This window comes from Mucilaginibacter gotjawali, from assembly GCF_002355435.1.
In the GTDB taxonomy this organism is placed as follows: Bacteria; Bacteroidota; Bacteroidia; order Sphingobacteriales; family Sphingobacteriaceae; genus Mucilaginibacter; species Mucilaginibacter gotjawali.
Genome location: NZ_AP017313.1, coordinates 570976 through 597344 on the forward strand (window position 1 = coordinate 570976; position 26369 = coordinate 597344).

Here is a 26369-nt window from a genome sequence, read left to right on the forward strand (position 1 = left end):
TCCGTGCGGAAGAGTCGTGATTATTCGGGGCTGCCCCCAGGGGCTCCCCCGGGTCCTCCGGCTCCCCCATCTCGTCTGAAACCGCGCATGCCTGGTTCCTGGGTTGGCGCCTTGCCGGCAAATTTTTGCAGCCTCAGCGTAAATGTGGCCAGGTAATAACGTGCCAGCCGGTTAACATGCGTCTCGGTAATTGAATTGGCGTTGGTTGAAGTAGTGAAACCTGTATTTTGGTTAAAAAGGTCAAATGCGGATATACGTATGGTGCCGCGGTGATCTTTCATAAACCGGCGTTCAATATACAGGTTTAAAATATTAGGATTAGTTATTTTAAGGCTCGGATCATACCCATAATTGGTAGCGTGGGTATAATCATAGCTAAAGGTCCAGTCGCCAAAATAATTTTTGCCATTTATACCCGTGTTCCAGGTTCTTACATTTGCCGTCCCGTTGGTTATAAAATCCTTTATTGAATTGTTTGTTTTATTGATGGAATAGTTGGTTAACAATTGGGCGTCAATTCTGTCCGGAATATCCACCCTGAATTGAAACTGGGGGGTAAATTGTAAGTTTTTTGAGATATTTTTTTCCGTTGTTGCAATGTTTGTTGTCGAATCAATATTTGTTAAAAAGCCCACGTTGTTAGCATAAGTAACGGTTCCCCTGAAATATAAAGTAAACTTACGGTTGTCCAGGGGTTTTGCATAGGTCAACTGGCCCGATGTAGTACTGTAGCCGTTTGTGTTTTGATACTTGGTTAAAATTGTGTTTTGAAAAGCAGTGTCAGGCAGGTATTTACGCGGAAACGTAATGGTGTTGGAAGCTACATAGTTGGATACAGACTGGTATTGAATACTTGCGAAAAATATATCCCCGGTTTGAAAACTGAAGTTATTATACCTTATGGAAAAGTTATTTGTAAACTGCGGTTTCAGATTGGGGTTGCCTTCTACGGGGTAAAGGGCGTTCGAAAAATCAATTACCGGCTGCAATTGCGAAAATGAAGGCGTGCTGCTTGATCCGTTATAATTTACAGAGAAGTTCCTGCTGCGCGAAAAATTATAGATAAAGCGGGCCGTTGGTATAATATTAAAGGTTGACACATGTGTGCTGGCCCCGGTTGCCGGAGAATAGCCGTTTAAGTCCGCTTGTTCTGCCCCGACACCAAGGGTATAATTATACTTTTTTTCAATAAAGCGGTAATTAAGGCCTGCCTTATTGGTAGTAAAGGTATAATTGAATTGATTGCTCAGCGCGCTGTCCCTGGTGAACACCGTACTTTGCGGGTCAATTAAAACATCAGCCTGCTTATTGTTTGTTGTAACCGCATAATTTAATGCATAGGTCAACTCAAGATACGATAACTTACCGACAGGTACCAGGTATGATAAGGAAGTCCCATAGTTATTTGTACGGCTGTAGGTGTTGATCATTTGGTTAACCGGCGCTGTTGGCGTACCCGATGTATAAGTATAAACCGGGTTTTGATAGGAGCTTCCCGGCGCAGAATTGAGGGTTATGTTAACGCTTAAATTATTGCGATGCGGCAGCCTGCGATTATACAAGGCAGTAAAGCCATAAGTTGGTGCATGTGAATTGGCATCGGTGAGCACCGTATAAATGGTGGGGGGCGGCAACTTTCGTGTCAAATTGTCGGCTTCGTTGTCAAGTGTATTTGTGCCTGAATAGGAGAAGGTTGGCGTAACTTTTAAATAATTGATGGTATCCGGCTTAAATTCCATATTCCATGTAAACCGGTGGTTTATATTTTCAATTTTATCTATACTGGTTTGCTTCTGTTCACTTGGATTTGTAGGATTTGTATTCCGCTGGTCGTTAATGGTGGTTGTTGATACCGTATTGTCTGCAAAACTGTAGCTGCCATAAACCGAAAGGTATTTACCCCATTGGTCCCTGAAATTGGCCCCGATAGAGTGGGCGTCGCTAATACCATTTTGGGTACTTGTAAGGCTGCCATTGTTTTGCCCGCCCCTGGCAGCGTTACCACGGCCGCCACCCCCGCCGCCGCCACCAAAACCACCGCCGCCCCCTCCGGCACCGCCGGCAGCGTTAAAAGAGAAGGTGTTTGCGTTAGTGTTATTGATACTCCCCAAAACAGCTATTTGCTGATTGCCGTTAAAATTAAAGGCATTTAATGATACTAAATGCCTGTTTGCATCAGGTATTCCCTGGCTTTGCGGAAGTGCATCCTCTCCATCGCCAGCCGTGGCCTGGCCAAAATAGCCATAGTTTTTATCCTTTCGGATAGTGATATTCATGATCTTTTCCGGTTCACCGGTTTTTACGCCGGTAAGATTTGCCTGGTCGCCATAATCATCAATCATCTGGATATTTTCAACTACGTCAGCAGGAAGGTTTTTTGTCGCGCTTTGCACATCGCCACCCATAAAGTCCTTGCCGTTTATCCGCACCTTGGTAACCTGTTTTCCCTGGGTAGTAACATTGCCGTTAATATCAACATCAACGCCGGGTAATTTTTTTATCAGGTCCTCAACCGGGGCATTTTCACGTACTTTGTAAGCGCTGGCCTTGTATTCAACTGTATCTTCTTTTATGGTTATCGGGATCACCCCAACAATATTCACCTGGTTAAGCATGCGCGCTTCGCTTTTTAGCACGATCGTACCTAAATCGGCAGGCGTATTGTCATTTGCAAGCGCATAATGCCTTTTAAGGGTAATGAAACCTATTGACGAAGCCGTTACCACAACTTTAGTGCCTTTGACGGAAGGGAATACGAATTTACCGTTTGCATCAGTAACGGTAATGGTGCTGTCATGCTGATCAGAAACGAGGGTAACTGAAGTTCCGGGGAGTGTTTGTTTAGTTGAATCGACGATGGTTCCGTGTACTTCTCTACCGCTTTGTGCGAAAGCCCCGGTGATGGTAAAAACAGAGAAGATCAATATTGAAAATATAGTTTTCATTTGGGGTATTAAAATACTTTTCGTTTCAATTAAATGTATAAGGCGCAAATCTGATGCAAATGTTCAATTATAAATTGTCAAATAATTAACAATCATAGTATTGTTACATACCTGGTTATAATATTGTTACAAACGAAAAAGCCCCCCGGAGAAACCGGGAGGCTTTACATATTTATTGTTTATGTTAAATATTGATTTTAGTTTGAAAGGTGCAAAGCTTGAGAAACCTGAGAGTAGTTTTTAAAGTTAAGATGCGGATTTGCAACATTCAATTGTGTAAGTCCTGAGCCCGAAATTACAACAATCCTGAAGTCGAACGCATTTGCAAGGGTGAAGTTTGCTTTAAGATCAACGTAACCTACTCCGAAATCTGACAAGTCGATGGTGTTGCCTGCCTCTGAGTAAGGGATAGCATACCAACTGCCCGAAGAGCCTGTGTTTCTCAGGTAGATCAATATTGTGCCCTGGTCAACAATATCTTGCGTAATAGCAGGGATCGAAAGCTTGGTTAAGCCAACTTCAACAACCCCCATTTTGGTTAATATAAAGCTTTGAACGTTAGCATTGCCCTGAGCGCCGGTTGCACCGGTAGCGCCAGTGGCTCCCGTAGCACCTGTTGCTCCCCTTGCACCTGTTGCTCCGGTAGCGCCTGTTGCACCAGTGGCACCCGTTGCTCCTGTAGCGCCGGTGGCTCCTGTAGCACCTTTAACACCCTGTGGTCCTGTTGCGCCGGCTGCTCCTGTAGCACCAGTGGCACCAGTTGCGCCAGTAGCACCGGTTGCTCCGGTTGCACCTGTAGCACCGATAGATCCTTGTGGGCCAGCCGGACCCACTGGTCCTTGAGCGCCATCCTTTCCGTTTGTTCCATTTGTTCCGTTTGTGCCAGTAGCACCTGTTGCGCCTGTTGCGCCAGTGGCTCCAGTAGCACCTGTTGCGCCAGTGGCCCCTGTTGCACCAGTGGCGCCGGTAGCACCTCCTGAAGGACCTTGTGGTCCGGCAGGCCCGGTTGCGCCAACTGCACCCTGCGAGCCTGTAGCTCCGGTTGCACCGGTAGCGCCGGCCGGCCCGGCTGTTTTATCTTTTTTACATGCTGCAATGCTTAACAGGCACATAAATGTAATAGGTAGTAAAAGTCTGTTTGATTTCATAACTAACGAATAATTTAATTTCCTAATAATTTCAAGTTTGATTTTGATTTCCACTTTCTACGGTAATTAGTTTCAATAGGTTACAATTCTTGTTATATGAAAATATTTACTTAGTATTTTATATTATTAAAACAGGCTTAACGATGGCAAAACCCAAACATTTGTTTAAAAATTAACAGGCGATTTTTAAAACTTATGGCACGATTTTTCGTTTAAAAACATTAAAAATTAACCTATGAAAAATGTAAGCGGATCATTGCACTCAAAAGTGCACAGGTGGATTGACGCCATCGGTTTCAGGTTAAACGGATCGCAAACCAATATCAACGACAATGTAACGACCAATCATTATTTTTTTGAAACTTTCAATTTTTTTGAAAAGGCTAAAAATAATGATCCTAAAAGCTCCAAATTTTTATGCTTTGATGCTTACGGCGAGTCTATAAAAGTTAATTCACTTTTAGATCTTCAAACAGCATTCTTTGAAAATATCAGCCAGCTGTAGTAAAAGCAGGTATTTTAAGGCAGGCTTTCAACTATATTTTCCGATTTTGAATTAAACAAAAAGCCCTCCATTTGCGGAGGGCTTTTTGTTTATAAAATGCTGCTTGCATCCTAAGGGCGGCTACCATTGCCAGGCTCAATGTTTTCGTCCACCGGAAGGTCAAGTGTTAGTGCTCTGCCGGTTGATGCCGGCAAATTGATCACCGGTTTATTTGGATTCAATGCATCTTTTATCCTGGCGTCAAGGTCGGCATAATGCGCCGCCGTTATCGGGTCACCGCCTTTAGGTAAACGCGAATCAATCAGCTTTAATTCTACACGTACCATGGGCCTGATATCCGACAAAACCATATTAATTGGCGTCATACCATAGGAGGCAAGCTGACTTGAAGAAATTCCGGGGATGCCCTTAAAATCATCGGTTAATAAACTTTTCAGGTCCTCAATATATGCACGTTGCAGGTTTCTTTTATATACATCAGGTTTGCCGCCAGTAAATATCCCGCCGCGCAGGTCATTAAAAAGGTCAGCAACTGTATAGGCTTTAGTACCATTTTTCGCTTCATTGTCGTACATTCTGGACAGTCGCGGCGGAAAAAGCACATTATTCAGTACAGCGGTTTGTACACTTTTTACCCGGTTTACCATAACACCGTTGTCAAACTTGCTTAATTCGGGGCTGTTGATAAGCCACGATGGAGTAGTAAATAATTGTGTGTTAAAAAATGCGATGGCGTCGTGCTGTTTATCTTTACTTATAAAGTCATAAACAGGTCCGTTTTGATCATACGTTTTAAAGTTTTCGTTCATGCCGCCAACGTTGGTAACCACATGGCCCATGTAGCGGTAAAACTGGGTTAATACTTCCAGGTATAATTCCTGCAGATCGCTGTAATCCTGGCCTTTCTGGTAGGTCCATGTTTCTATGTTAGGCAAAATGCGTTTTAAATTGGCTATGCCGTAAGCGCCGGCCTTCATGGCGTTATCGCCCAGGTCCTCGCTTTGCAGGCGCGGATCGATCATCGTGCCCTGGCGGCCGTAGTAGTACAATGGGTTACCGGCCTTTTCCTTCACCCATTCATCCAGCGTTTCTTTGTCCTGCTTTGGCGTTTTCTTACCCGGGAACCAGGTATAGCCCCATTTAATGGCCCATTTATCATATTCGCCTATCTGCGGATAAAAGTGGGTAACCCCGTCGCCGGGCTGCGCAATATAGTTAAAGCGGGCATAATCCATAATGGATGGCGCCGTGCCATGCTTATCAGTAAAAGTTTTTGACCTTAGCGAATCAACCGGGTAAGCGTAGCTTGACCCAAAGTTATGCGGTAAACCAAGCGTGTGCCCGATCTCATGCGACGAAACAAAACGGATCAGATTCCCCATTTGCTCATCCGTAAATTTAGCGTGGCGGGCGTCGCCGTTAGCGGCCGAGGTTTGCACAAAATACCAGTCGCGCAGTAAATTCATTACGTTATGGTACCAACCCACATGGCTTTCCAGGATCTCGCCTGTACGCGGGTCAGATATATGCGGGCCGTAGGCATTCTCCACGTCCGAAGCAAAATAACGCACTACCGTATAGCGTGCATCTTCTGTGCTGAATTCAGGATCCTCTTTAGGTGTTGGAGCTTCTTTGCCCACAATGGCGTTTTTAAATCCTGCGGCCTCAAAAGCGGCATTCCAATCGTTAATACCTGCGATGAGGTAAGGCACCCATTTTTTAGGCGTGGCCGGATCAATGTAAAATACGATCTGTTTCTTTGGTTCAACCAGTTCGCCGCGGGCATAGGCAGCTTCGTCCTTTGGCTCCAGTTTCCAGCGATGGATGTACGAGGTAACCTGGGCCTTTTGGGCATCGGTGCCGTAATCAGTTTGCGTTTGCCCGAAAAACCCCACCCTGTTGTCGCTCAAACGCGGCTTCATGGGTGTTTTTGGCAGCAGCAGCATCGAGGTGTTAAACTCAAAGGTAATGGCCGCGTTGCTGTTATCTGTTGGCGACTCGCCCGCACGGTAGGTTTTGAGCGTGCGCGCCTCAATATTTATAGGGAAGCTTTTGATGGTATCGATATACGAGCGGCTGTTATCAACGCCCGAGATCTTATAAGCCTTTTTTATTTCATCGGTGATGCCTATGGCGGCTACATCGCCATTATAAAAATCAGTAACATCAATTACTACCCCGGTAGTATCTTTATTATAGGCCTTAATATCAAATGAAGCCAGGATAGCATCCAGGTTGGAGTTTTTTACCGATTTGTACATATCGCTGGTACTATCGGCCCTTATCGTATAGCTGGGCACCTTAATAAAAATCTGTTTATCATGGCGCTCCCACTTCCATACCTGCTCATTGGCTTCTTCGCCGCCGTATTGTTGGGTAAATACCTTGATATTGGCGGGCGTTTTCAGGAAACGGGTAATCACCTCCATCTCGCGGCCCAGCAGCGAGTCCGGGATCTCGTAATAATACTTATTCTCTACTTTATAGGTATTAAAAAGGCCCTTGTCAACCTTGGTTTTCTCAGGGATCACGTCGCTGAATTTTTTAATGCCTTCCTTTTTGTCTTTGCTAACGGTGGCCGTAGTGGTTGTTCCGTTGGGCGTGGTAGTTTTAACAGTGAGCGTTTCCGCCTCCTTTTTGGTTTTGCACGAGCTGACTGCGGCACCGCCTATCAGGGCCGCAATTAACACGTAACGGTTTACTTTTAAATATCCGGGCATATCAATTATTAAATTAGTTGGTAATGATGTAAACTTAGGCAAAATACAAAGTATTTAATAATATCAATGTTTTTGTTACAAAAGGACATTTACCCCAGCCCTGGTAAAACCAACATCATCTTTCTCTCCCTATATCCTGCCAGCCGGCAGGCAGATTTGGGGGAGATGCCGACAAGGTCGACAGAGTGGGTAAAAGGGACGGCACTACCCAAAGTATTCCCCCTGAACACAGTGGAAACAGGTTGCGGTTGATACGGGGTATTGCAATGATTGAGGGCAAGAGGTAATCACCTGAACCACCCGGTACAAATGAATACACATGGTACACCTGGTACACCACATCGCAATTGATAATGAGATGGTTACGAAAATTGGATTTGCAAAAAGAGAAGGATTTGTGTCAAACCGTACCCGGACGGCATGACGGGGCGGATAAAAAGGAGTTTTAGCTCAATGGCAGAATTTGTTAAATTAAAGATGGATATTAGTCATTTATAAATGATATCACCATCCAAAGTAAGCCTTTTCCCATTATTGCCCGAAGTATTCCGGGAAGGGCTCCTGTATGGCCTGATTTCAAAGGAAGAGGTTACAGCATTGGTCGACAGCATCATTGCTGCCGAAGACTCGCCGGACTATTTCTATATTGAACTATCACTTGCACGCGATGGAAACGAGCAAATTGAAATTTTAACCAGGGTAGTTACCGGCTTAAAGCTGCCAATTGTACAGAGGGTAATGATCGGTATTGCATATCAAAAAGTTACAGGTCAAGCTATTAGCCGTGATTTGTTTACCGATGTATGCAGGCAGGTAGCTTTGTCGCAGATACTCTACCCGGTGGAGGATTTTGAACTTTTTGAGTTTGAATTTTACGACGAAATGCTTTTTATGGCCAACCCTGATGATTTTTGGGATGAAAAGATGGCCTATGTCTCTCGATACGCAGGCTTTACCCTTGATAATTACAAGCAATGGATAGCGATCAACAACCGGTTGGAGGAAATTTTAAACAAAGAGCAGGCAAAAGAAGATGAAGCCGCTGCCGAAAGCCGTAAAGCCGGCGCAAAAAGGGCAAGGATAAAAAAGCGATTGATTTATACGTTAATGGCGGCTTTTACAACACTTGCATTTGGAATCATCATCCTGGATTATACCGCTTTCATCAGCAAAACCCTTCCGTCCAAATTTGAAGCCGACCTGTACCAAACCAGCGTAGTTTACCTGGTCATTTTTGTACCCTATTTTATGTTGAGGGTGGCTTACGTTTTGTGGAAGAGGGTTAGGGGGGCTTGGTAGCAGGCGGGTACGTAAGGTGGTATGTTCCGCCAGGCGGATATACTTTTAACTGCTCCCCGGGCTGGTATTTTCATATCTGTCCAATGCCCTTGCCAACTCGGTTTTTATTTGCTTTACCAGGTGGCGTGGGCCCAAAACCCTTATTTTCGACCCAAAACCCAGCAGCTCCCGTTCCAGCTCAAAGTTGGAGATCACCCGGATGCTGAAGATCTTGCCTTCTTCATCCTCACTCAACATTTTTTGGGTATGGTGTACCGGTTTGGTAATGATGTAGGGCGCATTGGCATTGTCTATCCAAAACACCACCTCGCAATCCCGCTGGTTGGGGCTTTTGGTTACCCCTAAAACATCGCTGTAATACGTGGCCAGGTTGATGCTATTGTTTTCGCGGTAGGCATCCTCATGCACATCAATGGCCTGCACCCTATCCAGCGCCAGCGTTAACAAAGGCGAATTCCGCGCATGCGACAGCCCCAGCACAAACCACCGGTTGCGGTATTCCTTCAGTAAATACGGGCTGAAACCAAAGGTGCTTGCCTCCCGCGCCTTAAACGACCTGTAAGTAACAGCAATAGAATTTTTCGCCACAATGGCCTTCCTGATCACCTCAATCCACTCCAACCCCTTCAGGTTATCATTCTTTTCAAAATCGATCACCGGCGGGCTGTGCGTTTTTTGCGTGTAGATCTTATCTTCCAGCTTGCTCACCATTTCGCTTAGGTCGGTAAAATGGTTAAAGCCTTTAAACTGCTGCAGCAGGCTGGTCACCTCGCCCAAAACCTGCATATCGTGGTTGTTAAGGGGGATATTGGTGATGCTGTACGCTTTATCGCTATAGGTATAATACTTTTTATCCACCACCACTATCGGCGCTTCGTAACCCAGCTTGTTGCTGCGCATCATCTCGATATCGGCCTGTATGGTGCGGCGGCTTACGCCGGTATTGATGCCCTGGTATTCGTACAGGGCATCGGCACAGGCGTCGATCAGGTCGTCCAGCGTCCATTTTTTATAGCGGTTTTGGAGGCAGCTGTCCAGGGTGCGGTAGCGGATGAGGGCGTTGCGGTTAACAGGCATGGGGTGGTTTACGATTTGGTTAGTTAGTTATTACGGTTTTACCTGGCATTTTTCTTTTATTCGGAGCCGCTGCCGCTCAATTGCCGCGGGGGCTAGTCCTTTTTGTCTTGATACAAAAAGGACCAAAAAAATCAAGACAGAAAAAAGCTTCAGCGCTGCAGGCCAGACTCCCCGGCCCGCTTTTCTGTCGGGCCTTTGCCCGCTTTTGATTGGGGGTGGCGTCCTGCAACCGTCATTTTCTACATCTGCACATCTGCATATTTGCACATCTTCCGGCTTTTTCCCGAAGCTTATCTGCTGACGGAGAAATTCTTCGTGTCTTTTAGTTCAGCTTGTTCTAATATTTGCACATCTGCACATCTGCACATCTGCATATTTGTACATCCGCACATCTCCTTATTTTTCTTGAAATTTATAAAAATATTTTTTACTGCGCAAATACATTGCGCAGGTGGGGGTTTATTTTGTGGTGTTGAAATTAAAAACCCCTCTTTCCGGCTTGCCGGAGAGAGGGTGGTCGAGCGAAGCAACGACCGGGTGAGTAAATTATACGAGCGACATTGCCGCCGTTCCCTGTCCGCAGGGTTGACTCACCCCGGATTCGCTTCGCTCTCCGACCCTCTCTTTTGCAGGCAAAAAAGAGGGTAAAAATTTAAACGAGGTAAAATGAAAATTGTTAAAAATAAACCCAAAATCAAAAATCTCCCCCACCGGGGGAGATTTAGAGGGGGCTGATATGGAAAAAGAAAAAATAACCAATAACGAACTCAAAGCGCTCGGCATTAACGAAGTGGAGGTGCTTGTCAACTTTAGCCGGGTGGCTAATGGCTTGCTGAAACATGGCGTAATGGACCGTAACCAGATCCTGGCTAACCTGGAGGCGCTGATTGACGACCCGATGCCTTATGCCCTTAAAAAAGGCGGCAAGTTTAAAAACCTGGCCGAAGACGTGATCGCCCTGCGCAAGGAAGGCAAATTTGTAAAACAGCAGCGCAGTATCCACACGTTGAAGGCCGAAATTGCTGATTTCCCGGTTTTCGGGATCGAACATATCGAGACGGGGGCGCTGGCACAGATGAAAACAGCTATACAATTGCCCATAGCTGTCGCCGGCGCCCTGATGCCCGATGCGCACCAGGGCTACGGCCTGCCCATTGGCGGCGTGCTGGCCACTACGGCCAATACCATTATACCCTTTGCCGTGGGCGTGGATATTGCCTGCCGCATGTGCCTCAGCATTTTCGACATGCCGGCCGCAACTGTTGACAGCGAAACGGATCTGCTGAAAGGACTGTTGCTTGACCATACCAATTTCGGTATGGGCGGGGTTACTGAAAAATACCATGATACCTCGCTGTTCGACAGTAAAACATGGGGCGAAACCAAAGTGATCCGTAATTTAAAGGACAAGGCCTACGCGCAGCTGGGTACCAGCGGCACGGGCAACCATTTTGTGGAATGGGGCGAACTCACCATCGCCGAAGGCGCCTTGGCAGGCATCCCGGCGGGGGCCTATTTGGCGCTGTTGTCGCATTCCGGGTCGCGGGGCTTTGGGGGGAATATCGCGAATTATTACTCGAAGATTGCCATGACCAAAACCAAATTGCCGCCCGAGGCCAAACATTTGGCCTGGCTCGACCTGGATAAGGACGAAGGGCAGGAATACTGGATAGCGATGAACCTGGCCGGCGAATATGCCAGCGCCAACCACCACGAGATCCATCATAAAATTGCGAAGGCTTTGAATTTGGCGCCGCTGATGATGATAGAAAACCATCACAACTTTGCCTGGAAGGAACAGCTTGCCGACGGTACCGAAGTAATGGTACACCGCAAAGGCGCCACCCCGGCCGGCGAAGGCGTGCTGGGTATTATCCCCGGCAGCATGAGCACGCCCGGCTTCGTGGTGCGCGGCAAAGGCGACGCGGCCAGCATCAACTCCGCCAGTCATGGTGCCGGCCGGTTGATGAGCCGCAGCGCCGCCTTTAAAACCATCGACAAAGCCGCCGTGGCCGCCAACCTCATCGATAAACGCATCACCCTGATGGGCAGCGACATTGACGAGGCCCCCATGGTGTATAAAGATATCCACACCGTTATGGCCGCCCAAACCAACCTGGTAGAAGTACTGGCAAAGTTTGAACCAAGGATAGTAAGAATGGCAGATGCGAAGGAGAGACCGGAGGATTAGGGGGAAGTCTGGAGTCGAAAGTCTTGAGTCTGAAGTCAGGAATAGGATGGAGAAGAATCTGACTTAAGACTTTAGACTCGGGACTTAAGACTTAAAAGGAGTGGCAGTAGTAGTTGGTAGTAGCAGTAAAAAAAGAAAAAAGGTTTGTCATTTCGACCGTAGGGAGAAATCTTTTACGCCATGCATCCGAACTGTGCAGGCGGTAACGTCAGGTGTCGAAGATTTCTCCTCGTTCCTCGTCGAAATGACAAACCTTTTAAATTAAAAAACAAAAAAATGACCCCACTACGCATCAACATCCAGGCCGCCTTTACCCGGGATTTTTGCATCGAACTGGAATACCATTTATCCCGCGCGTTTAAAAATTGCGACGATAAGAGATATAAATGGATGTGGTGCGACGGCATCGACGATCCCGATATGGCCCATCAGCCATCTAAAAACCCCCGCCACGTTTTTACCATGGCATGGTTTGGCGAAACCGGGCAGCACCGTTATAAAATGACCATTAAATTAGGCAAATGCGCACTCAAAAACTGCCGCGAAGGTTTAAGTTTAAGCGATTGCCTGCCGGATGTTGATACGCTGGATTGGGTTACTTTGGATGCGGAGAATAAGGAGATAGTGTTGAGGTTAAAATAGGGACTTATGACTTTCGACTCAGGACTTAAGACTTAGAAGGAGTGGTAGTTCAATGGTAGAATGCGTGCTTGTCAGGCACGTGATTGCGGATTCGAGTCCCGTCGATTCCACATTAATCGAATCGGGTATTAATTTATAAATTTAAACGAAGTTCTGTTGTTTAAAAGAAGCAGGCATTGCAAATAAAAGAAAAATGATAATTATTGAAAAAGGCGCTAAAGTTAATTTGCCGAAGGAGTATCATTTGGTCAACAATATTTGTGCTCACTTATATGACCATATAACAGAGATATTAGCAGATTCGTATTATTCGGAAATGCGTTCGACAAATATAGTTTTCGGCGAAGATGAAGAACTTAAGAAGAAATTTATTGAAAAAAAGGAACTTGCTCTCGATATCCTAAAATCTTCAAATAAAAACGACGACTTGGAAATTGTCCTAACAAAACACATTGTCATGTCTATCATTTCCGACATGGTAAATTTCATATATGAATCAATGATTATAGCACAAAAAGGCAAAATGAGTGTTGCGTTTGCGTTAGTGAGAAAGCCGTTTACCGATCAACTTTTAATCCTTGAGCAGATTTTGGTTGATAGAAAAGACTTTATAGATCGTTTTTTTCATAAGGGGAATCCGGAAGACTATGACCCAAGCTCTCACAAGTTAAATAAAAAGCAAATAATTAAAAATGCGCTTTCGAAACTCGAATTAAGCGTTTTTGACCCAGAATTGATATTTGAACTTAGGGAAGAATCAAAATACTAAAAGAGATCTGCCATGTCGATTTTTCTATTTACGCCGTCATCGTTAATAAAAAAAAGCTGGAAGGGGAGGGTTTTAAATATAAACCGTCATTTTATAAATTTCTAAATGGCCTGGTCTATAAAGAACTCTTCCGGACATTCCCGGACTTGGATTTAGTTGTGGACGAACACGGGGAAAACGATTTCATGCGCCAGTTTAAAAAATATGTACAGCGCGAGCATATGCCCAATCTTTTTTCAGGTGGCGATTTTAATTTTGGGGCAAGCCATGGCAACACAATGATACAACTGGCAGATTTTATAGCAGGAACCTTAGGAAGATGTTTTGACGAAACAAAAATATCAAAAGAAAGTAAGGACTTTCTGAATATTTTGCAGCCCAAGATCACAAGCCTTAATCATTTTCCAAGCGATAACCGATCATATTATACTGAAGCCGTTAAAGAAGAAGCAACCTTTAACCCGGAAATCGCCGCAGCCGGCTTTAACAGCGCTAATCTATTTATCGATCAAAAGAAAGTAAAAAGCCAGTATGACACCGATCAAATTAACTGCGTCAAGTTGCTTCTATTATATTTCAATAATTACGGATTCAACAAATACACGGGGACGAAAGAATTGATTCGACATTTGACCGTCGGTAGGCCGGATTCCCTAACAGAACATAATTTCAGGACCAAAGTTATTGGCAAGGTCCGGGATGCGGGAGTCTTGGTCGTTAGCAGTAGCGCAGGTGAGAACACTGGCTACAAATTGCCTTCCTCTTTGGAAGATCTGCATAAATTCATTAGCCACGGAAACAGTATGATCATGCCCATGCTACAACGCATTAAATTATTCAGGGACAAAATCAAACTATCGACCCTTAACGGCACCGATATTGTGGAAAAAAATGAGTTCAAAGAATTAAAAAAGCTTTTGGATAGTTTTAAATAGCTTAATCCATGCTGCCGCAAGCGTGTTTTCCCCCGCCCGCTTTCCGTAGTCTGTGTCTACGGATTAGCTATGCGCATAGTCTCTGACTACCGGGGTAGGCCTATCATGCAGCATCAAACTAATTGGCTATTCAACAAATTATTATTTATTTTTGTGTATGCAAACACTCGAGATACAGGTTCCAGATAACAAATCCCAGCAGGTGAAGGATTTCCTGACAGCGTTGGGCGTTTCTGTTAAAGTAAAAAAGGAAAAAAATAGCCCGAATGCCGATACGATTGCTGCGATGAATGAACTGAAAGCAGGCAAAGGTAAAAAGTTTAAAAGTGTTGACGAACTTTTCAGCAGCATCTGATTCTGGCTATGTTCGAAATTGTTACCTCAACCAAGTTCCTAAAAGATTTAAAATTACTTAAAAAACGGTCGGCTGACGATTTTCATGCGTTACAGCAATTAATAACCGTTCTCGCCGAAAAAGGCCACACCGGCCTCGAAAAAAAACATCGCCCACACAAACTTACCGGCAATTATAAAGGCTATTGGGAATGCCATGTAAAACCAGATCTTCTACTTATATGGGACGAAAATGAACAAATAAACCTGCTTGAATTGGTCCGGACCGGTTCGCATGCTGATTTGTTTTAATGTGTCCATCTGCTGGGGCTTATGCCCCTAGCCGCTCTTGCTGTAGACTGTGTCTACGGATTTTGTATGCGCGTAGTCTCTGACTACCGGATAGATGCCTGCCAATAGATTTATTTAAAGCCTCCCCTCCGCCACGACCGTTTTTTTCTTTCGCGGACCACAAGCCGGGAGGACAAGCCGAAAGATTAAAACGGAAAAGTAAATTTTAATATAGGAGGCTTGATATAATAATTAAATATCGTATACTTGTTGATTGTCAGTGATTTGGCTTTCATTCCTGACTATTGATACCGCTTTGGGTATCCGAATTACCAATTATATAACCCCTGTTTGTATTTAAACTATTGTGCCTTTTTCTCCCGAAAGGATTGCATTTTTCCTTTTTAGCCCCCTATAAAAACAAAATTTATCCTGGATTTTTCGATTTGATCTTGCGTAAAATTACGCAAGAGATCACGTAGATACCCTGCAGGGTTTGCATGGCAGGTTCTATAGTTTTGGCGTATGGAAAAAAGGCTGTGTTCATACTCAAATTGGGTAAGTTATTTTTTGCTTACTATCCTTATACGTTTTTAGTGCTCTCCTTTTTCAAACAATAAACAACCAATTTTAAAACTTAAAATCAAACCTAAAATGAAAACACTTACGCTATCACTAGTTGTTTTTTTTGCCGCTACAATGATTATCATCTCGTGCACAAAAAATACCGCTGTTAAACCTGCCAAGATCACAAACGTTACCGCTGACAATTCATTTATTATTGCGACTGACGTAGCTGGTACTGCGATCTGGAGCGGTACCGACAACCCGCCCACTACTGTAGGCAACGTCGGCGATTTTTATATTAACACTACTCTTCACTACTTATGGGGGCCAAAAACTGCAACAGGGTGGGGGGCCGCTACACACCTGGTAGGGACGCCTGGCTCAGTCATTCTAAGCGGCGCCGGTGTGCCGGCTGCTACGCTTGGCAGAGTGGGCGATTATTATATCAATAAGAACAACATGTCTTTTTACGGCCCTAAAACCGCAAGTGGATGGGGTACGGCTGTAAGTTTGAAAGGCACTGCAAATGTAATTTATTCCGATTGGATCACACCTCCGACCTATAAAAAGGATACAATTTTCGGGACTTTCCATTTCGATGCCAATATAGCAGCGTCGGCGATCACCCAGGCTATTTTGGATAAGGGGTCGGTACTTGTTTATGGTAAACTGGATGGATACAACCCGGTTATATGGCCAACCGACCAGGTAAGCAGCCTGCCAATTGTGATAACTTATATGAGTGGCACAGCTGCCAATCTGGATACATGGTCGGATAATGTTACGCTTGGGAATATCCAAATTGATCTGGCCAGCAGCCTTAATGCATACGGCAGTATATCCAATGCACACCAGTTCAGATATGTGATTATTCCGGGAGGTGTACACACACTGGGTGCTGTAAACCCCCAAAATTATTTGGAGGTACAAAAGGCTTTACATATAACGGATTAAGGGGATAATCAGGTTGAGCACGAATTATAGCAGCAAATGGCGCCATAACGGCGCCATTTGCGTTATTTAGCGATGCCGGTTTTACAACATATTTATTATTCCCTGTGCATCATCAGGCATGCGGTCATGCAGACCCGCTGTCCGCAAACTATGTCAACCGATGTTGTATTCCCGATTTCTATGATCTATGCAACTAATCTTTGATAATTATTTTCATATAACCTATTTTGCTTTACACAAGCGAAGATGCGTAGAATAAGCTTGTTTCTGACAGCATTTATAACGCTCATTTTATTCTTTTTTTCGATGTTTACCATGCGTTGGTAGTATAGTTTTATTTCCGGGTCACATTGTATAGCCACCATTGCTGCCAAATGTAAAAGCGTTTTTATTTTTTTGTTGGCCATATGGGATACCCTGGCTTTCTTTGTCACCTTGCCGGAATCATCTGTAAAAGGAGCCACGCCTGAATGACAGGCAAATTGCTTAGGGTCGCTAATGTCTTTAAATTCGTTAGTGGTTACCACAACCTGGACACCAGTTACCTTGCCGACGCCAGTCACAGACGTTACTATGGTAAATAAGCGTGTTAGTTCCTCGTCCGAGCGTATGATTTTATCCATAAGTTGATCGGCCTTTTTAAGATCGGCTTCAATGGCATTTAAAGTTTTTGCACATACCGATTCGTTTTGTTTGGCTATGCGCTTATTTACGAAGGCCCCGGTTTCTTTAAGCGGTGTTTGCAGCATTTTTTTTGCATCTATCAAGCGTGCGCGCGTGGTAGCAAGATGGGCCAATTGCTGGACAACTTCCCGTTTAGGGGTCCATAAACGCAATTCATCGCGGTTTTTGTAAGCATATTCAGCAATACGAATAGCATCTATCTTATCATTCTTCCCTCGGATATTACCCAGCGAATTCTTGATCTGGGTAGCTGCCTCCAAACAAATATTGGCTTTCTTTTTATGCAAACAGTATAGTAAATGATTGTTGTAGATCCCGGTATGTTCCATGCAGAAAACAGCGGTGTTTAAAGCAAATTCCGGTAGTTTGGATAACTCTTTAAGGAACGCAATAATGTCTTGTGGATTATTGGCGATCTCCTTGTGAAATAAAAGTCTCTTACCTTGCATAACGGCAAAGTCCAGTTCATTTTTTGATACATCCGTACCAACGAAATAGGTAAATTCCATAACTTTACTTTTAAATTGTTAATAACAGGGTTAACCGGTTTAAACACAATCAATACCTTACTAATGAGCCTGAGAACTCTAATTTCTATTTGATGCTTGTTTAAACAACTGACAGAGGATTAAATCGGACAATAGGCCTGAATACCTGGTAGTCTCTCTGAAGGCGCCTCTGTCAGTGTTAACCTTTTCAACAAAAATCATGGTTATTAACAAAAGAAAAAGAAGCAAAAAGAAAACTTCAACAAGCAATAACAACTAGATTTTATTGATTTGCTAATCTAAAGGTAATCTCTGACTACCGCAGCATATCTTCGCACGGCAATATTTTGTAAGCCATGTACCGGCATCACACGAATAAGCTTAAATTCGAACCATGTTCATAACCGAAGCCATCGAATTACTCAAAACCTACAACGGCCCGCTCGGATTAACGCTTCATAAAGGAGCAAGCGGGGAGTTGATCAATAAGGCCGAAAATACTTATGGTGTTACATTTCCAACTGATTTTAAAACCTTTTACCGGTTTACCGATGGCTTTGAAACCGGGGAGGATATTTTCCATAAGATACCCCCCTCTCTCTGGGTATGCAGCGCAGGCCAAAAGAGGTGGGGTACTAGTAACCCGCTGCCAGGTATCCGTCATATTAATCAAGCTACAATAAAATAGCGGCAGTTATGACAACACAACAAAGAATCTCTTTATATTCGGACTTGTTTGCATCGCATAGGTGCCCAGTCGTACTGCCAATCTTGGTAAACCCGCGCAAGATAATGAGATTGAACTGGTGAAATTACAAGAAACTAAACCTAAAAATGACTAAAAAAATAACAAACCATGAAGATTGGTCTATATTGTTAGCGCTTGCTAAAGCAGGCGACAATGTTGCTCAATATGAAGTTGCTTCGCATTACGATTACGGATTAGCAGCAGGAGACATAGAAATTGTCGGGCAAAATAAGCCAAAAGCATTTGAATGGTATTATAAAGCGTATAAAAATGGGAATGCTGATGCCATTGTCCTTACTGCGGATTTTTTAAGTGAAGGGATTTATTGTGATCAGAATATAGAATTAGCAATTGAACTTTATAAAACAGCGATTGATAACGGTTCGGGTATTGCGGCAAATAATTTGGCAGTGCTTTTTAGAGATAAAATGGATTATAAAAAGGCATTTGAACTTTATAAGGTTGCTCAAAACCTCGATAACTCAAATTCATTAAAGTTGGCTTTGTGTTATTACTTCGGCATGGGAACTGAAAAAAGTATAAAAAACGCTTTTGAAATTTTTCTGCGAATCTCAAAAGACACCTCTGAATTGAGAAACTGTCAATATGAAATTGATGAAGCAAACTATTTTTTAGGCCAGATATATATAGATGGAGGAGTAGTTGAAAGATCAATTCACAAGGCATCCTATCATTTAAAACTTGCTGATTTGGATAATGACCATCGTTCAGCGCAAGAACTTTTGGTTTTACTCGGAAGAAATATTTAAATCCCGCTGTAAACTATGTCTACCGATGCTATATGCGCGTAATCTCTGGAATACGATAGGATCACCGGAATTTGAAACAACCAGCCAGTTTATCTGCCTTTTAATGAGTTGATTATGGATAATAAAATATTTATAGTACTTTGTATTGCATAATACTATCTAAAGCACTTATCTTTGCAGCTTAATCAATCAGCAAATGAAAATGCTTTTAAAAAGCCTCGTTATCACCATAGTGGCAGTGGTATCGGCAGCAGGCGTGTACGCACAATCGCAAAATGATTATGCCAGGAAAATTAGCCCTGAATTGCTAAAGCAGGACTTCCTGGTATTGAGGGATTCGCTTCAAAACCTTCACGCAGGGCTGTACCGGTATAAATCGGAAAGCGAAATGAATGCGATGTTTGACCGCTGCTATAAGCAGCTGGATCACCCGATGACTGAAACTGATTTTTTTGCCATCGTAAGCAGCCTGGTAAGCAGCATTGAAGACGGGCATACCGAATGCTTTTTGCCGCAGGACATGATAAAAGCCATCATAGCCGGTGTTAAAGTTTTCCCGGTACAACCAAAATACATTGGCGACAAGGCATATGTTCCCTGCGATACCAAAGAATTTCCGGCAGGAACCGAGATCGTTAAAATAGACGATCAACCGGTTAACGAAATACGAAAACATTTATTCAGCCTTTTATCCTCAGACGGCAGTATAGCAACCGAAAAGTATGTAAAGATCAATGATGGGCACGATCCGTTTTCCTATTTGTATTTTGTTGTTTATGGCGAAAAAGCGGATTTTAAAATAACTTATAAAACTTCTGCCGGTGTGTTGGCAGAAAAAATACTTCCGGCGGCGCTTTTTCCCAATATGGAATGTGCACCGGAAAGAGCCACCGTTAATCAATATCTGAGCCTTGAATATAAGCCTGGTGGCATTGCAATAATGACGCTTAAAACCTTTGCAAATGAATATCTGGAAAGGACAAAAGAGAATTTTGAAAAATTTCTTGCGGCTTCCTTCAGGGACCTGAAAGAAAAGAAAATAAGCAAATTGATCATCGACCTGCGCGAAAACGGAGGCGGAGAAGATACCAACGGCCTGCTGTTGTATCGTTACCTTGCTGACCATCCTTTTCACTATTATGCATCGCTGAATTCGGCCAAACACGTCATAACCGATCACCCAAATTTGGCTGTACAACAGCCGGAGGACAATAATTTTACCGGTAAAGTGGAATTCCTGATCGGTGGGAAAAGTTTTTCGGGCGCTGCAGAGTTTTCTTCAATCGCCAGAACTAATTCCAGGGGCGCATTTATCGGGGAAGAGACGGCCGGTGGATATTACGGCAATACCTCAGGCAGTAAAAAAGCCCTCATTCTGCCAAATACAAAGATCCGTGTTAATATTCCGCTAACCAGGTATGTTATGGCGGTTAAAAAGGTAAAATATAAAGACCGCGGGATAATTCCTGATTATACCATCGTGCCTACCATACATGATTACCTCGGTCATGAAGATGTTCAAATGAATTTTGCACTCGGATTAATAAACAAATAAACAACATCGTTTCTCAATCTCCCCACTGTCTATGAGGTACTATCTGCGGACGGCGCAGCTTATTGACTACCGCACGGCATAATTCACAAGCGATGTATCAACATACAGGAATTCTCTGCCCTGCGCTTGCCCCCCTTGCGGCCATAGCCGTTAACCTAAGGATTAAAGATGTCATGAACGATAGCATAAGCAGGTTTTTTTCCTTTTTTGTGTTCGACAAGCAGGTTTTTTATAATGGGGTAAACGAACAATTCACACCAGTCGCTTAAATTCATATTGCCTGCCAGTACTTTTCGTAGAGCATAGCTGTATTGCCTGGCTTGTTTAAAGAACTTCCAGATGGAACATGCATAGCCTGGGGAATTGCTTTTGATAAAACTGTCGATGCACTGAAATATCTTCCAGTTGATTAATATCCAAATGAATCTGGCAATCAATTGACATTCGAGCCTTTCCTTTTTAACGGCCTTAACCTGATGGATGCCCAGGAGCGACTTCCATGTTTTGAACACCAGTTCGATCTGCCATCGCAGGCGGTATAATTGGACAACATCTATAGCCTTGAGTTTTTCTGCGCCCACGTTGGTAATGAATACACTGAACCGACAGCGTTCCTTGTAGTCATCGGAAAGGGCAAAACCGTAGCTTTTAGCTTGTTTCTGTGCCTTGCGTATCCGTTCAGTCCATATCTGTTCAGGTATGACAATAGCGATCAGCCGACAGCAAAAGGCATCCTTACCAGCTCCAATGGTAACCATAGTTTCAAAATGACTATCCTTACCACGTTCCATTTGCAGATAGAGCGCTGCCCAATCAATTACCTTATTAGTATTGATCTCTACCGGCTTCCATTTGGGAGGCATTCTGTTGAGAAAAAAAGCATGTTCCTGGACCACCTTCGACAGATACTGCTGCGTAATATAGCCTTGATCCCGGATCAGCAGGTCGCCCTTGCAGATATGCTGTAATGTCTTTTTTGAATGGCTCTGGTCATTTTGGGTAGCTTTTGTGAACTCCAGGTTCTCCCAGTCGCCGTGCTTAAGGTCAAAAGCATACTGTATATTCATCAGGGCTGATCCACCACGACAACCTCCAAAGCCCGGATAATCCTCCATATATTGTTCGGGCAGGGAGAACTTGCTCGAATCAGCGATTAATACCCGGCCAAACGACTGCCAACAGTTTGCCTGGTCAAGGTTTAATTTTGAAGCTATCTGCGCTGCCAAAACCGACTTCAGGAAATCTTGGCTTCTTGAATTGAACCGCTTATGCAAGGCAACTTTGCTCAAAGATTTCCCATGCTGTTGTGCCAGATCATTGCAGCATTCCTGTAAACTGAGTTGGTTGTGATTAAACCCGCTGAACATCAGTGTATCAACAAATTCCTCTGGTTTAAGCTTGGACTTACGCTGCAAAAAACCACTTTGCCGTGCCAATGCAGAAAGTTTACCCGCGTCAAAGGCAGCGGTGATACCGGTTTGTAATTTGGAAGCACAATTTGCAATAAATGTGCTTTTTTTGAAAATAAATGGCGCTTTTCCCCTAAGAAAAGGGTGTTTGCTTCAAAAAAAACCTTATCTTTATATAAGAAAAAGGCGGTAAAATGTCTGGAAAACAACCGCCTTTTTTATAAAATAAAATCTATACAAATATGGGAAAATCTAAGTGGTTTTGCCCGGCGGCGAAGCCCCGCCTTACAACATTATCAAAAAAAAAATTCTTAGGTTAACGGCTATGCCCTTGCGGCAGGGCAGATAATTCAGCGCCAACGCACACTTTGTCGTTTATATAACACAAAAAAGATTCTTTCAGATCAATAAAATTTTGCTATCTTTTAGGGATGCTTTTTGCGCATTTTTTGATGAAATGCCACCGGAACCTATAAGGGGCAGGGTTATTGGGTATATGGTCGCGTTGGGCATAAGCCTGACTTGACACACATTTTTATCATGAAACTTAATTTTACAAAATCGGTACTTGCCCTGTCTTTAATAGGTTTGTCCGCTACCGCAGTTGCCCAGAATACGGCAACTGATTCTACCAATCGTTTTCAAAAAAGAGAATTTCGCACCTGGTCAATTGGTCTTAACGGAGGCATCCTGACCGCGGCTACCCCTTTTAATAACGTAAATAACGGCGATTTTAAAAGCCCGCAGATCAGCTGGGGTTACGGCGCTTATGTTAAAAAACAAATTTTAGCCGGATTTGGTATCCAGGCCGATTTTATGGCCGGTACCGTTAAGGGCGTCCGGGCCAATACACTGCCCGCAGGATCTGACGCGCAGAACAACAGCAGCTACGTGAGCCGCATCAACTGGTCGGGCGATTTGAGCGCTGTTTTTACAGTTGCCAATTTGAGCCTGAACCAAAAACGCAATTTCCTGGCTCCGTACCTTACAGCAGGTGCGGGTTACATGTCGTCGGCCGCGCTGGTGCGCAATACGCCTGACGGTAATACCACCAATTACCATAACAATTGGTTTGTGCCGATTGGTGCAGGTGTTAAATTAGGACTGTCGCGCGTGATCAATATCGACCTCGGCTACAGTGTTTCTTTTATGAAATCGCGTGATTTTGATGGCGTAGTAGGCCCGCTGAATGACCGTTTCGCCTATGCGCATGCCGGTATCGAAATCGCCTTAGGTAAAAAGAACAGTTCACAATTGCAGAATTTCAGCCCTATTGCCGCTATCCGCGAAGAAAGCGCTGCCGAAAGCAATGAACTGCGTAACCGTTTAGCTATTTCAGAACAGCAGCGCCTGCATGACGAAGCACAATACGCTGCAGCCTCTGCGCAATTAGCCAGAGACATGGCGGATGATGATATGGACGGGGTGGCAAATAAATATGACAAATGCCCGAATACGCCATCAAATACCGTTGTGGACGGCGCAGGTTGCCCGTTAGTTGTTCCTGCACGTATCATACACGAGAAGGTAATTGTAACTGAGGAAGACCGTAAGGTTGTAGGCGAAGCGATCAGGAACCTGGAGTTTGATTTGGGGAAAGCCACGATCAAAGAAAGATCATTTCCTACACTTGACCGCGTAGCTGGCCTGCTGGTGCAAAAAAACTTCAGCCTTAAATTAGCCGGTCATACCGATAATTCAGGTTCAATGTCGCTTAACCTTGCTTTATCAAAAGACCGTGCCGAAGCTGTAAAAGCATACCTGGTATCAAAAGGAGCCAATGCCTCAACTATTGAAGCAACAGGTTATGGCCCTAACCAGCCTATCGCCACTAACAAAACAGCTGCTGGCCGTCAGCAGAACCGCAGGGTTGAATTCTCCTTATTTTAACGGGTGCCCGCAAAGCACTGCTGCTAAATTGAAGGTGATTAGTAAAGCCTTTTAAATTCTATCAAAAAGCCGCTCCTCACAGGGCGGCTTTTTTGTTGCAGCAGGGCGTTCTTCATGCAGTTAATAAACTGTGTGCATGGGTGCGGTATGGCCGGCTGCTCTGCCACCCCCGGCTGGCCAATTCTCTCCTGTACTGCGGGGCTTATGGGGACGGGAATACCCCCTGCCGGTAAATTGCATTGAAACAATTCTGTCACTTTAAGGTTGCTTCAATACGTAGAAAACAATGTGTTTTTTATATGCTAATCAAAAAAATGAAAAAAATAATTTTCTTGTCTCTCTTTACACTACTTACTATTTTCACTTTTTCGTGTAAAAAGAGTAACTCCCATACGGTAAAATACACCATACAGGGGACAGCTAAATCTGCTGTTACCTATGTAGATGGAAATGGCAATACACAAAACGTGACCGGGGCTGACGCCAGCTGGACAACCAGCTTTGCCTCCACAGAGCATGGACTGGCTCTCAAATTAACTGTCATCAGCATTGACGGCAGTAACATTGGTGGCAAGATATTCATTGACGGCAATCAAACCGCTGCAAGCAACGGAAATTCAGGCAGCGTATCTATTACCGCCACATTGCCTTAGATAAGCGCTCTTACTTTTTAAAACCACAAGAGGCCGTTTTTTATAAACGGCCTCTTGTGGTTTTAGATTATATTTTGCTGAGGTAAGCATTTATTATATTTTAAATTTTATTAGTGTGCCATATTAAAAACGTTACCGCTTTTAAATTCAATTTACACAGGCCGTTTTTTTCAAATCAAAAGGCTTTGAAACCTGTCCAAAGCCTTTTGCTTAATGTGATTTTAATTGAGGTGAATGCTGCTGATCCCGTTTTCAAGGGCAGTTTCCTTTACACCCGGTATGTTGGTACCTTCCACGCGGAAAGTGGTAATATCTTTCAGGCCGATAAAGCTTAAGATGTGTTTCAAATAAGGTTCAACATAATCAAAGGGCTTCCATGGGCCTTCGGAATAAATGCCGCCCGAAGATAAAGCGATATACACCTTCTTGCCTTTTATCATGCCATGAGCGCCGTTTTCATCATATTTAAAAGTAATACCTGCCCTTACAATATGATCGATCCAGGCTTTAAGGCTGGAATGGATGCTGAAATTATAAAGCGGTGCGCCAATCACCAGGATATCCGCCTCCTCAATTTCCTGTATGGCTTCGTCCGAATGGCGGGCAGCTTCAATACTGGCCGCTGTCCGGTTTTCGGCCGGTGTAAAAAATGAGGCTATATGCGCCTCTTCCAGTTGGGGGAAGTGTTCGGTAACCAGGTTTCTTTCAACCACCGTGCTGCCCGGGTATTCGGCTTTAATTTTTTCGATAATAGCGTTCCCCAATTTAATACTTAAGGAAGCTGCACCCCTCGGGCTTGATATGATATGCAATATTTTTTTCATCGTTTTTAAATTTTGTTTGGGCAAAGCTATGTACATTTGCTTGTAAAATATTAGTACTATACAAAAGGTTAGTGCTAACCTTTTGTATAGTTTATTGAAAATAAGATAGTTATGGATTTAGTAGAGCCAATAAGTCACCAGGCTTGTACAGGGATGTTAACCGCTGTAGGCGATTCGCTGTATGTCATCGGCGGTAAATGGAAATTGCGGGTAATTGTTGCCCTGCGGGGTGGCAATAAGCGCTTTAACGAGATCCAAAGGACCCTGGACGGGATCTCGGCGCGTGTTTTATCCAGTGAATTAAAGGAGCTGGAGATGAATGGCTTTGTTAAAAGGATTGTTCATACACAATCGCCGGTAGTGGTTGAATACCAGATCACAGATTATGCCGGAACTTTAAATGAAGTTTTGCAGGCCCTGGCTGAATGGGGTACCCAGCACCGCGACAAGATCAGGAGAGAACGGTAGGAATTCATTCAGCCTGGCCTCGGGAGCCGACTATGATTACCGGGCCCGATCAGCATCATTTTAAGCCCACCGGCTATCCTGGCCCGGCAGTTAAATAAAATTTGTTTTTACAGGTTACATAATTTCCTTCAGTAATTACAAACAGGTATAAAACGTAATTATTAAACTTTTTAACTGTTTGTATCATGATCAATCAAAAATACCGCTATGTATATTTTACAATTGGAATTGCCCTGTTTTTATTGATGCAGTTTCAGATCTATTTAAAATACAGGGAAGTTTATGGCGCCGGTGATGCTCCTTTTTCTCTTTGGAATTTTATCGATTCCGTTAATGTTTTGGTTTTTATACTGTCAGCACTTTCCGCATTTTTTATGTGGCTGTGTCTTAAAACATTCCCCGATAACAGTACCGAAACATGGCCCTGAAGCAAAAAAACGCGGGCCGGAGATGTTACGCAAACCCGGTTGCAATATGGGTTTACAAATAGCCACGTAAAAAAAA

At 43.9% G+C, this 26369-nt stretch carries 24 protein-coding genes and 1 tRNA gene; 18 read left to right on the forward strand and 7 right to left on the reverse strand.

Annotation, left to right across the window (positions count from 1 at the left end; genetic code table 11):
• Positions 1-20: 20 nt before the first annotated feature.
• The gene (locus MgSA37_RS02625; protein ID WP_096349716.1) at positions 21-2945 is read right to left on the reverse strand and encodes an outer membrane beta-barrel protein; all 2925 of its coding nucleotides are present in this window, start codon (positions 2943-2945) and stop codon (positions 21-23) included.
• Between the two features lie 197 nt (positions 2946-3142).
• Positions 3143-4093, reverse strand: a complete 951-nt coding sequence (locus tag MgSA37_RS28695; protein WP_183476239.1) for a hypothetical protein — start codon at positions 4091-4093, stop codon at positions 3143-3145.
• A 235-nt stretch (positions 4094-4328) separates the two neighbouring features.
• Here MgSA37_RS28695 and MgSA37_RS02635 point away from each other — a divergent pair, with 235 nt between their 5' ends.
• On the forward strand, positions 4329-4598 hold the full coding sequence (locus tag MgSA37_RS02635; RefSeq protein WP_096349717.1) for a hypothetical protein: 270 nt from the start codon (positions 4329-4331) through the stop codon (positions 4596-4598).
• A gap of 110 nt (positions 4599-4708) precedes the next feature.
• On the opposite strand, the gene MgSA37_RS02640 is transcribed toward MgSA37_RS02635, so the two are convergent.
• On the reverse strand, positions 4709-7318 hold the full coding sequence (locus tag MgSA37_RS02640; protein WP_096349718.1) for a zinc-dependent metalloprotease: 2610 nt from the start codon (positions 7316-7318) through the stop codon (positions 4709-4711).
• Between the two features lie 66 nt (positions 7319-7384).
• Between MgSA37_RS02640 and MgSA37_RS02645 the strand changes: the two genes are divergently transcribed.
• Together MgSA37_RS02645 and MgSA37_RS02650 are read left to right on the forward strand one after the other, a co-directional pair.
• On the forward strand, positions 7385-7570 hold the full coding sequence (locus MgSA37_RS02645; protein WP_096349719.1) for a hypothetical protein: 186 nt from the start codon (positions 7385-7387) through the stop codon (positions 7568-7570).
• 246 nt (positions 7571-7816) lie between these two features.
• Positions 7817-8617 (forward strand): hypothetical protein, encoded by an 801-nt coding sequence (locus MgSA37_RS02650; RefSeq protein WP_096349720.1) that lies wholly within the window; start codon positions 7817-7819, stop codon positions 8615-8617.
• Positions 8618-8662: 45 nt separating this feature from the next.
• On the opposite strand, the gene MgSA37_RS02655 is transcribed toward MgSA37_RS02650, so the two are convergent.
• Entirely contained in the window at positions 8663-9694 is a 1032-nt protein-coding gene (locus MgSA37_RS02655; protein WP_096349721.1) for a helix-turn-helix transcriptional regulator, read from the reverse strand.
• A gap of 736 nt (positions 9695-10430) precedes the next feature.
• On the opposite strand from MgSA37_RS02655, the gene MgSA37_RS02660 reads away from it, so the two are divergent.
• The 8 genes from MgSA37_RS02660 to MgSA37_RS02695 all read left to right on the forward strand — a co-directional run bounded on the left by MgSA37_RS02660 (position 10431) and on the right by MgSA37_RS02695 (position 16376).
• A complete protein-coding gene (locus MgSA37_RS02660) occupies positions 10431-11885 on the forward strand; it encodes an RtcB family protein (protein ID WP_096357211.1) in 1455 nt (484 codons plus the stop codon).
• A 276-nt stretch (positions 11886-12161) separates the two neighbouring features.
• The gene (locus tag MgSA37_RS02665) at positions 12162-12527 is read left to right on the forward strand and encodes a hypothetical protein (RefSeq protein WP_096349722.1); all 366 of its coding nucleotides are present in this window, start codon (positions 12162-12164) and stop codon (positions 12525-12527) included.
• 38 nt (positions 12528-12565) lie between these two features.
• Positions 12566-12637: transfer RNA gene (locus MgSA37_RS02670), tRNA-Asp, on the forward strand.
• Between the two features lie 83 nt (positions 12638-12720).
• Positions 12721-13296 (forward strand): hypothetical protein, encoded by a 576-nt coding sequence (locus tag MgSA37_RS02675; RefSeq protein ID WP_096349723.1) that lies wholly within the window; start codon positions 12721-12723, stop codon positions 13294-13296.
• Between the two features lie 146 nt (positions 13297-13442).
• Positions 13443-14231 carry a DUF3800 domain-containing protein gene (locus MgSA37_RS02680; RefSeq protein ID WP_172885285.1) on the forward strand — a complete coding sequence of 263 codons (789 nt, stop codon included), beginning with the start codon at positions 13443-13445 and terminating at the stop codon, positions 14229-14231.
• A 157-nt stretch (positions 14232-14388) separates the two neighbouring features.
• Positions 14389-14586 carry a hypothetical protein gene (locus MgSA37_RS02685; protein ID WP_096349725.1) on the forward strand — a complete coding sequence of 66 codons (198 nt, stop codon included), beginning with the start codon at positions 14389-14391 and terminating at the stop codon, positions 14584-14586.
• An 8-nt stretch (positions 14587-14594) separates the two neighbouring features.
• On the forward strand, positions 14595-14876 hold the full coding sequence (locus MgSA37_RS02690) for a type II toxin-antitoxin system YafQ family toxin (RefSeq protein WP_096349726.1): 282 nt from the start codon (positions 14595-14597) through the stop codon (positions 14874-14876).
• Between the two features lie 633 nt (positions 14877-15509).
• On the forward strand, positions 15510-16376 hold the full coding sequence (locus MgSA37_RS02695) for a hypothetical protein (RefSeq protein ID WP_157750392.1): 867 nt from the start codon (positions 15510-15512) through the stop codon (positions 16374-16376).
• Between the two features lie 185 nt (positions 16377-16561).
• Here the strand turns inward: MgSA37_RS02695 and MgSA37_RS02700 are convergent, their stop codons facing one another.
• Complete coding sequence (locus MgSA37_RS02700) at positions 16562-17569, reverse strand: IS110 family RNA-guided transposase (RefSeq protein WP_096349728.1); 1008 nt, start codon at positions 17567-17569, stop codon at positions 16562-16564.
• Positions 17570-17942: 373 nt separating this feature from the next.
• Between MgSA37_RS02700 and MgSA37_RS02705 the strand changes: the two genes are divergently transcribed.
• From MgSA37_RS02705 to MgSA37_RS02715, 3 genes are all read left to right on the forward strand, one after another.
• Entirely contained in the window at positions 17943-18236 is a 294-nt protein-coding gene (locus MgSA37_RS02705) for an SMI1/KNR4 family protein (RefSeq protein ID WP_096349729.1), read from the forward strand.
• A 146-nt stretch (positions 18237-18382) separates the two neighbouring features.
• Entirely contained in the window at positions 18383-19066 is a 684-nt protein-coding gene (locus MgSA37_RS02710; protein WP_096349730.1) for a tetratricopeptide repeat protein, read from the forward strand.
• A gap of 196 nt (positions 19067-19262) precedes the next feature.
• Complete coding sequence (locus MgSA37_RS02715; RefSeq protein ID WP_096349731.1) at positions 19263-20621, forward strand: S41 family peptidase; 1359 nt, start codon at positions 19263-19265, stop codon at positions 20619-20621.
• Positions 20622-20776: 155 nt separating this feature from the next.
• Here the strand turns inward: MgSA37_RS02715 and MgSA37_RS02720 are convergent, their stop codons facing one another.
• On the reverse strand, positions 20777-22147 hold the full coding sequence (locus MgSA37_RS02720; RefSeq protein ID WP_311732904.1) for an IS4 family transposase: 1371 nt from the start codon (positions 22145-22147) through the stop codon (positions 20777-20779).
• A gap of 423 nt (positions 22148-22570) precedes the next feature.
• On the opposite strand from MgSA37_RS02720, the gene MgSA37_RS02730 reads away from it, so the two are divergent.
• Together MgSA37_RS02730 and MgSA37_RS02740 are read left to right on the forward strand one after the other, a co-directional pair.
• Positions 22571-23920 (forward strand): OmpA family protein, encoded by a 1350-nt coding sequence (locus MgSA37_RS02730; RefSeq protein WP_096349734.1) that lies wholly within the window; start codon positions 22571-22573, stop codon positions 23918-23920.
• A gap of 314 nt (positions 23921-24234) precedes the next feature.
• The gene (locus tag MgSA37_RS02740) at positions 24235-24573 is read left to right on the forward strand and encodes an MmpS family transport accessory protein (RefSeq protein ID WP_157750394.1); all 339 of its coding nucleotides are present in this window, start codon (positions 24235-24237) and stop codon (positions 24571-24573) included.
• Positions 24574-24794: 221 nt separating this feature from the next.
• Here MgSA37_RS02740 and MgSA37_RS02745 read toward each other — a convergent pair whose 3' ends face one another.
• The gene (locus MgSA37_RS02745; RefSeq protein ID WP_096357213.1) at positions 24795-25397 is read right to left on the reverse strand and encodes an FMN-dependent NADH-azoreductase; all 603 of its coding nucleotides are present in this window, start codon (positions 25395-25397) and stop codon (positions 24795-24797) included.
• Between the two features lie 111 nt (positions 25398-25508).
• Between MgSA37_RS02745 and MgSA37_RS02750 the strand changes: the two genes are divergently transcribed.
• Both MgSA37_RS02750 and MgSA37_RS02755 read left to right on the forward strand, forming a co-directional pair.
• Positions 25509-25865, forward strand: coding sequence for a winged helix-turn-helix transcriptional regulator (locus tag MgSA37_RS02750; RefSeq protein WP_096349737.1), 357 nt, complete (start codon positions 25509-25511; stop codon positions 25863-25865).
• A gap of 185 nt (positions 25866-26050) precedes the next feature.
• Complete coding sequence (locus MgSA37_RS02755; RefSeq protein WP_096349738.1) at positions 26051-26293, forward strand: hypothetical protein; 243 nt, start codon at positions 26051-26053, stop codon at positions 26291-26293.
• Positions 26294-26369: the final 76 nt, after the last annotated feature.

Excerpts from the sequence above, each read along its gene's own strand:
- MgSA37_RS02640 (WP_096349718.1), bottom strand. The coding sequence starts at position 7,318 with ATGCCCGGATATTTAAAAGTAAACCGTTACGTGTTAATTGCGGCCCTG.
- MgSA37_RS02655 (WP_096349721.1), bottom strand. The coding sequence starts at position 9,694 with ATGCCTGTTAACCGCAACGCCCTCATCCGCTACCGCACCCTGGACAGC.
- MgSA37_RS02665 (WP_096349722.1), top strand. The coding sequence starts at position 12,162 with ATGACCCCACTACGCATCAACATCCAGGCCGCCTTTACCCGGGATTTT.
- MgSA37_RS02715 (WP_096349731.1), top strand. The coding sequence starts at position 19,263 with ATGAAAATGCTTTTAAAAAGCCTCGTTATCACCATAGTGGCAGTGGTA.
- MgSA37_RS02645 (WP_096349719.1), top strand. The coding sequence starts at position 7,385 with ATGTTTTTGTTACAAAAGGACATTTACCCCAGCCCTGGTAAAACCAAC.
- MgSA37_RS02740 (WP_157750394.1), top strand. The coding sequence starts at position 24,235 with ATGAAAAAAATAATTTTCTTGTCTCTCTTTACACTACTTACTATTTTC.
- MgSA37_RS02750 (WP_096349737.1), top strand. The coding sequence starts at position 25,509 with ATGGATTTAGTAGAGCCAATAAGTCACCAGGCTTGTACAGGGATGTTA.
- MgSA37_RS02730 (WP_096349734.1), top strand. The coding sequence starts at position 22,571 with ATGAAACTTAATTTTACAAAATCGGTACTTGCCCTGTCTTTAATAGGT.
- MgSA37_RS02675 (WP_096349723.1), top strand. The coding sequence starts at position 12,721 with ATGATAATTATTGAAAAAGGCGCTAAAGTTAATTTGCCGAAGGAGTAT.
- MgSA37_RS02635 (WP_096349717.1), top strand. The coding sequence starts at position 4,329 with ATGAAAAATGTAAGCGGATCATTGCACTCAAAAGTGCACAGGTGGATT.
- MgSA37_RS02705 (WP_096349729.1), top strand. The coding sequence starts at position 17,943 with ATGTTCATAACCGAAGCCATCGAATTACTCAAAACCTACAACGGCCCG.
- MgSA37_RS02685 (WP_096349725.1), top strand. The coding sequence starts at position 14,389 with ATGCAAACACTCGAGATACAGGTTCCAGATAACAAATCCCAGCAGGTG.
- MgSA37_RS02660 (WP_096357211.1), top strand. The coding sequence starts at position 10,431 with ATGGAAAAAGAAAAAATAACCAATAACGAACTCAAAGCGCTCGGCATT.
- MgSA37_RS02690 (WP_096349726.1), top strand. The coding sequence starts at position 14,595 with ATGTTCGAAATTGTTACCTCAACCAAGTTCCTAAAAGATTTAAAATTA.
- MgSA37_RS02625 (WP_096349716.1), bottom strand. The coding sequence starts at position 2,945 with ATGAAAACTATATTTTCAATATTGATCTTCTCTGTTTTTACCATCACC.
- MgSA37_RS02700 (WP_096349728.1), bottom strand. The coding sequence starts at position 17,569 with ATGGAATTTACCTATTTCGTTGGTACGGATGTATCAAAAAATGAACTG.
- MgSA37_RS28695 (WP_183476239.1), bottom strand. The coding sequence starts at position 4,093 with ATGAAATCAAACAGACTTTTACTACCTATTACATTTATGTGCCTGTTA.
- MgSA37_RS02710 (WP_096349730.1), top strand. The coding sequence starts at position 18,383 with ATGACTAAAAAAATAACAAACCATGAAGATTGGTCTATATTGTTAGCG.
- MgSA37_RS02745 (WP_096357213.1), bottom strand. The coding sequence starts at position 25,397 with ATGAAAAAAATATTGCATATCATATCAAGCCCGAGGGGTGCAGCTTCC.
- MgSA37_RS02650 (WP_096349720.1), top strand. The coding sequence starts at position 7,817 with ATGATATCACCATCCAAAGTAAGCCTTTTCCCATTATTGCCCGAAGTA.
- MgSA37_RS02755 (WP_096349738.1), top strand. The coding sequence starts at position 26,051 with ATGATCAATCAAAAATACCGCTATGTATATTTTACAATTGGAATTGCC.
- MgSA37_RS02695 (WP_157750392.1), top strand. The coding sequence starts at position 15,510 with ATGAAAACACTTACGCTATCACTAGTTGTTTTTTTTGCCGCTACAATG.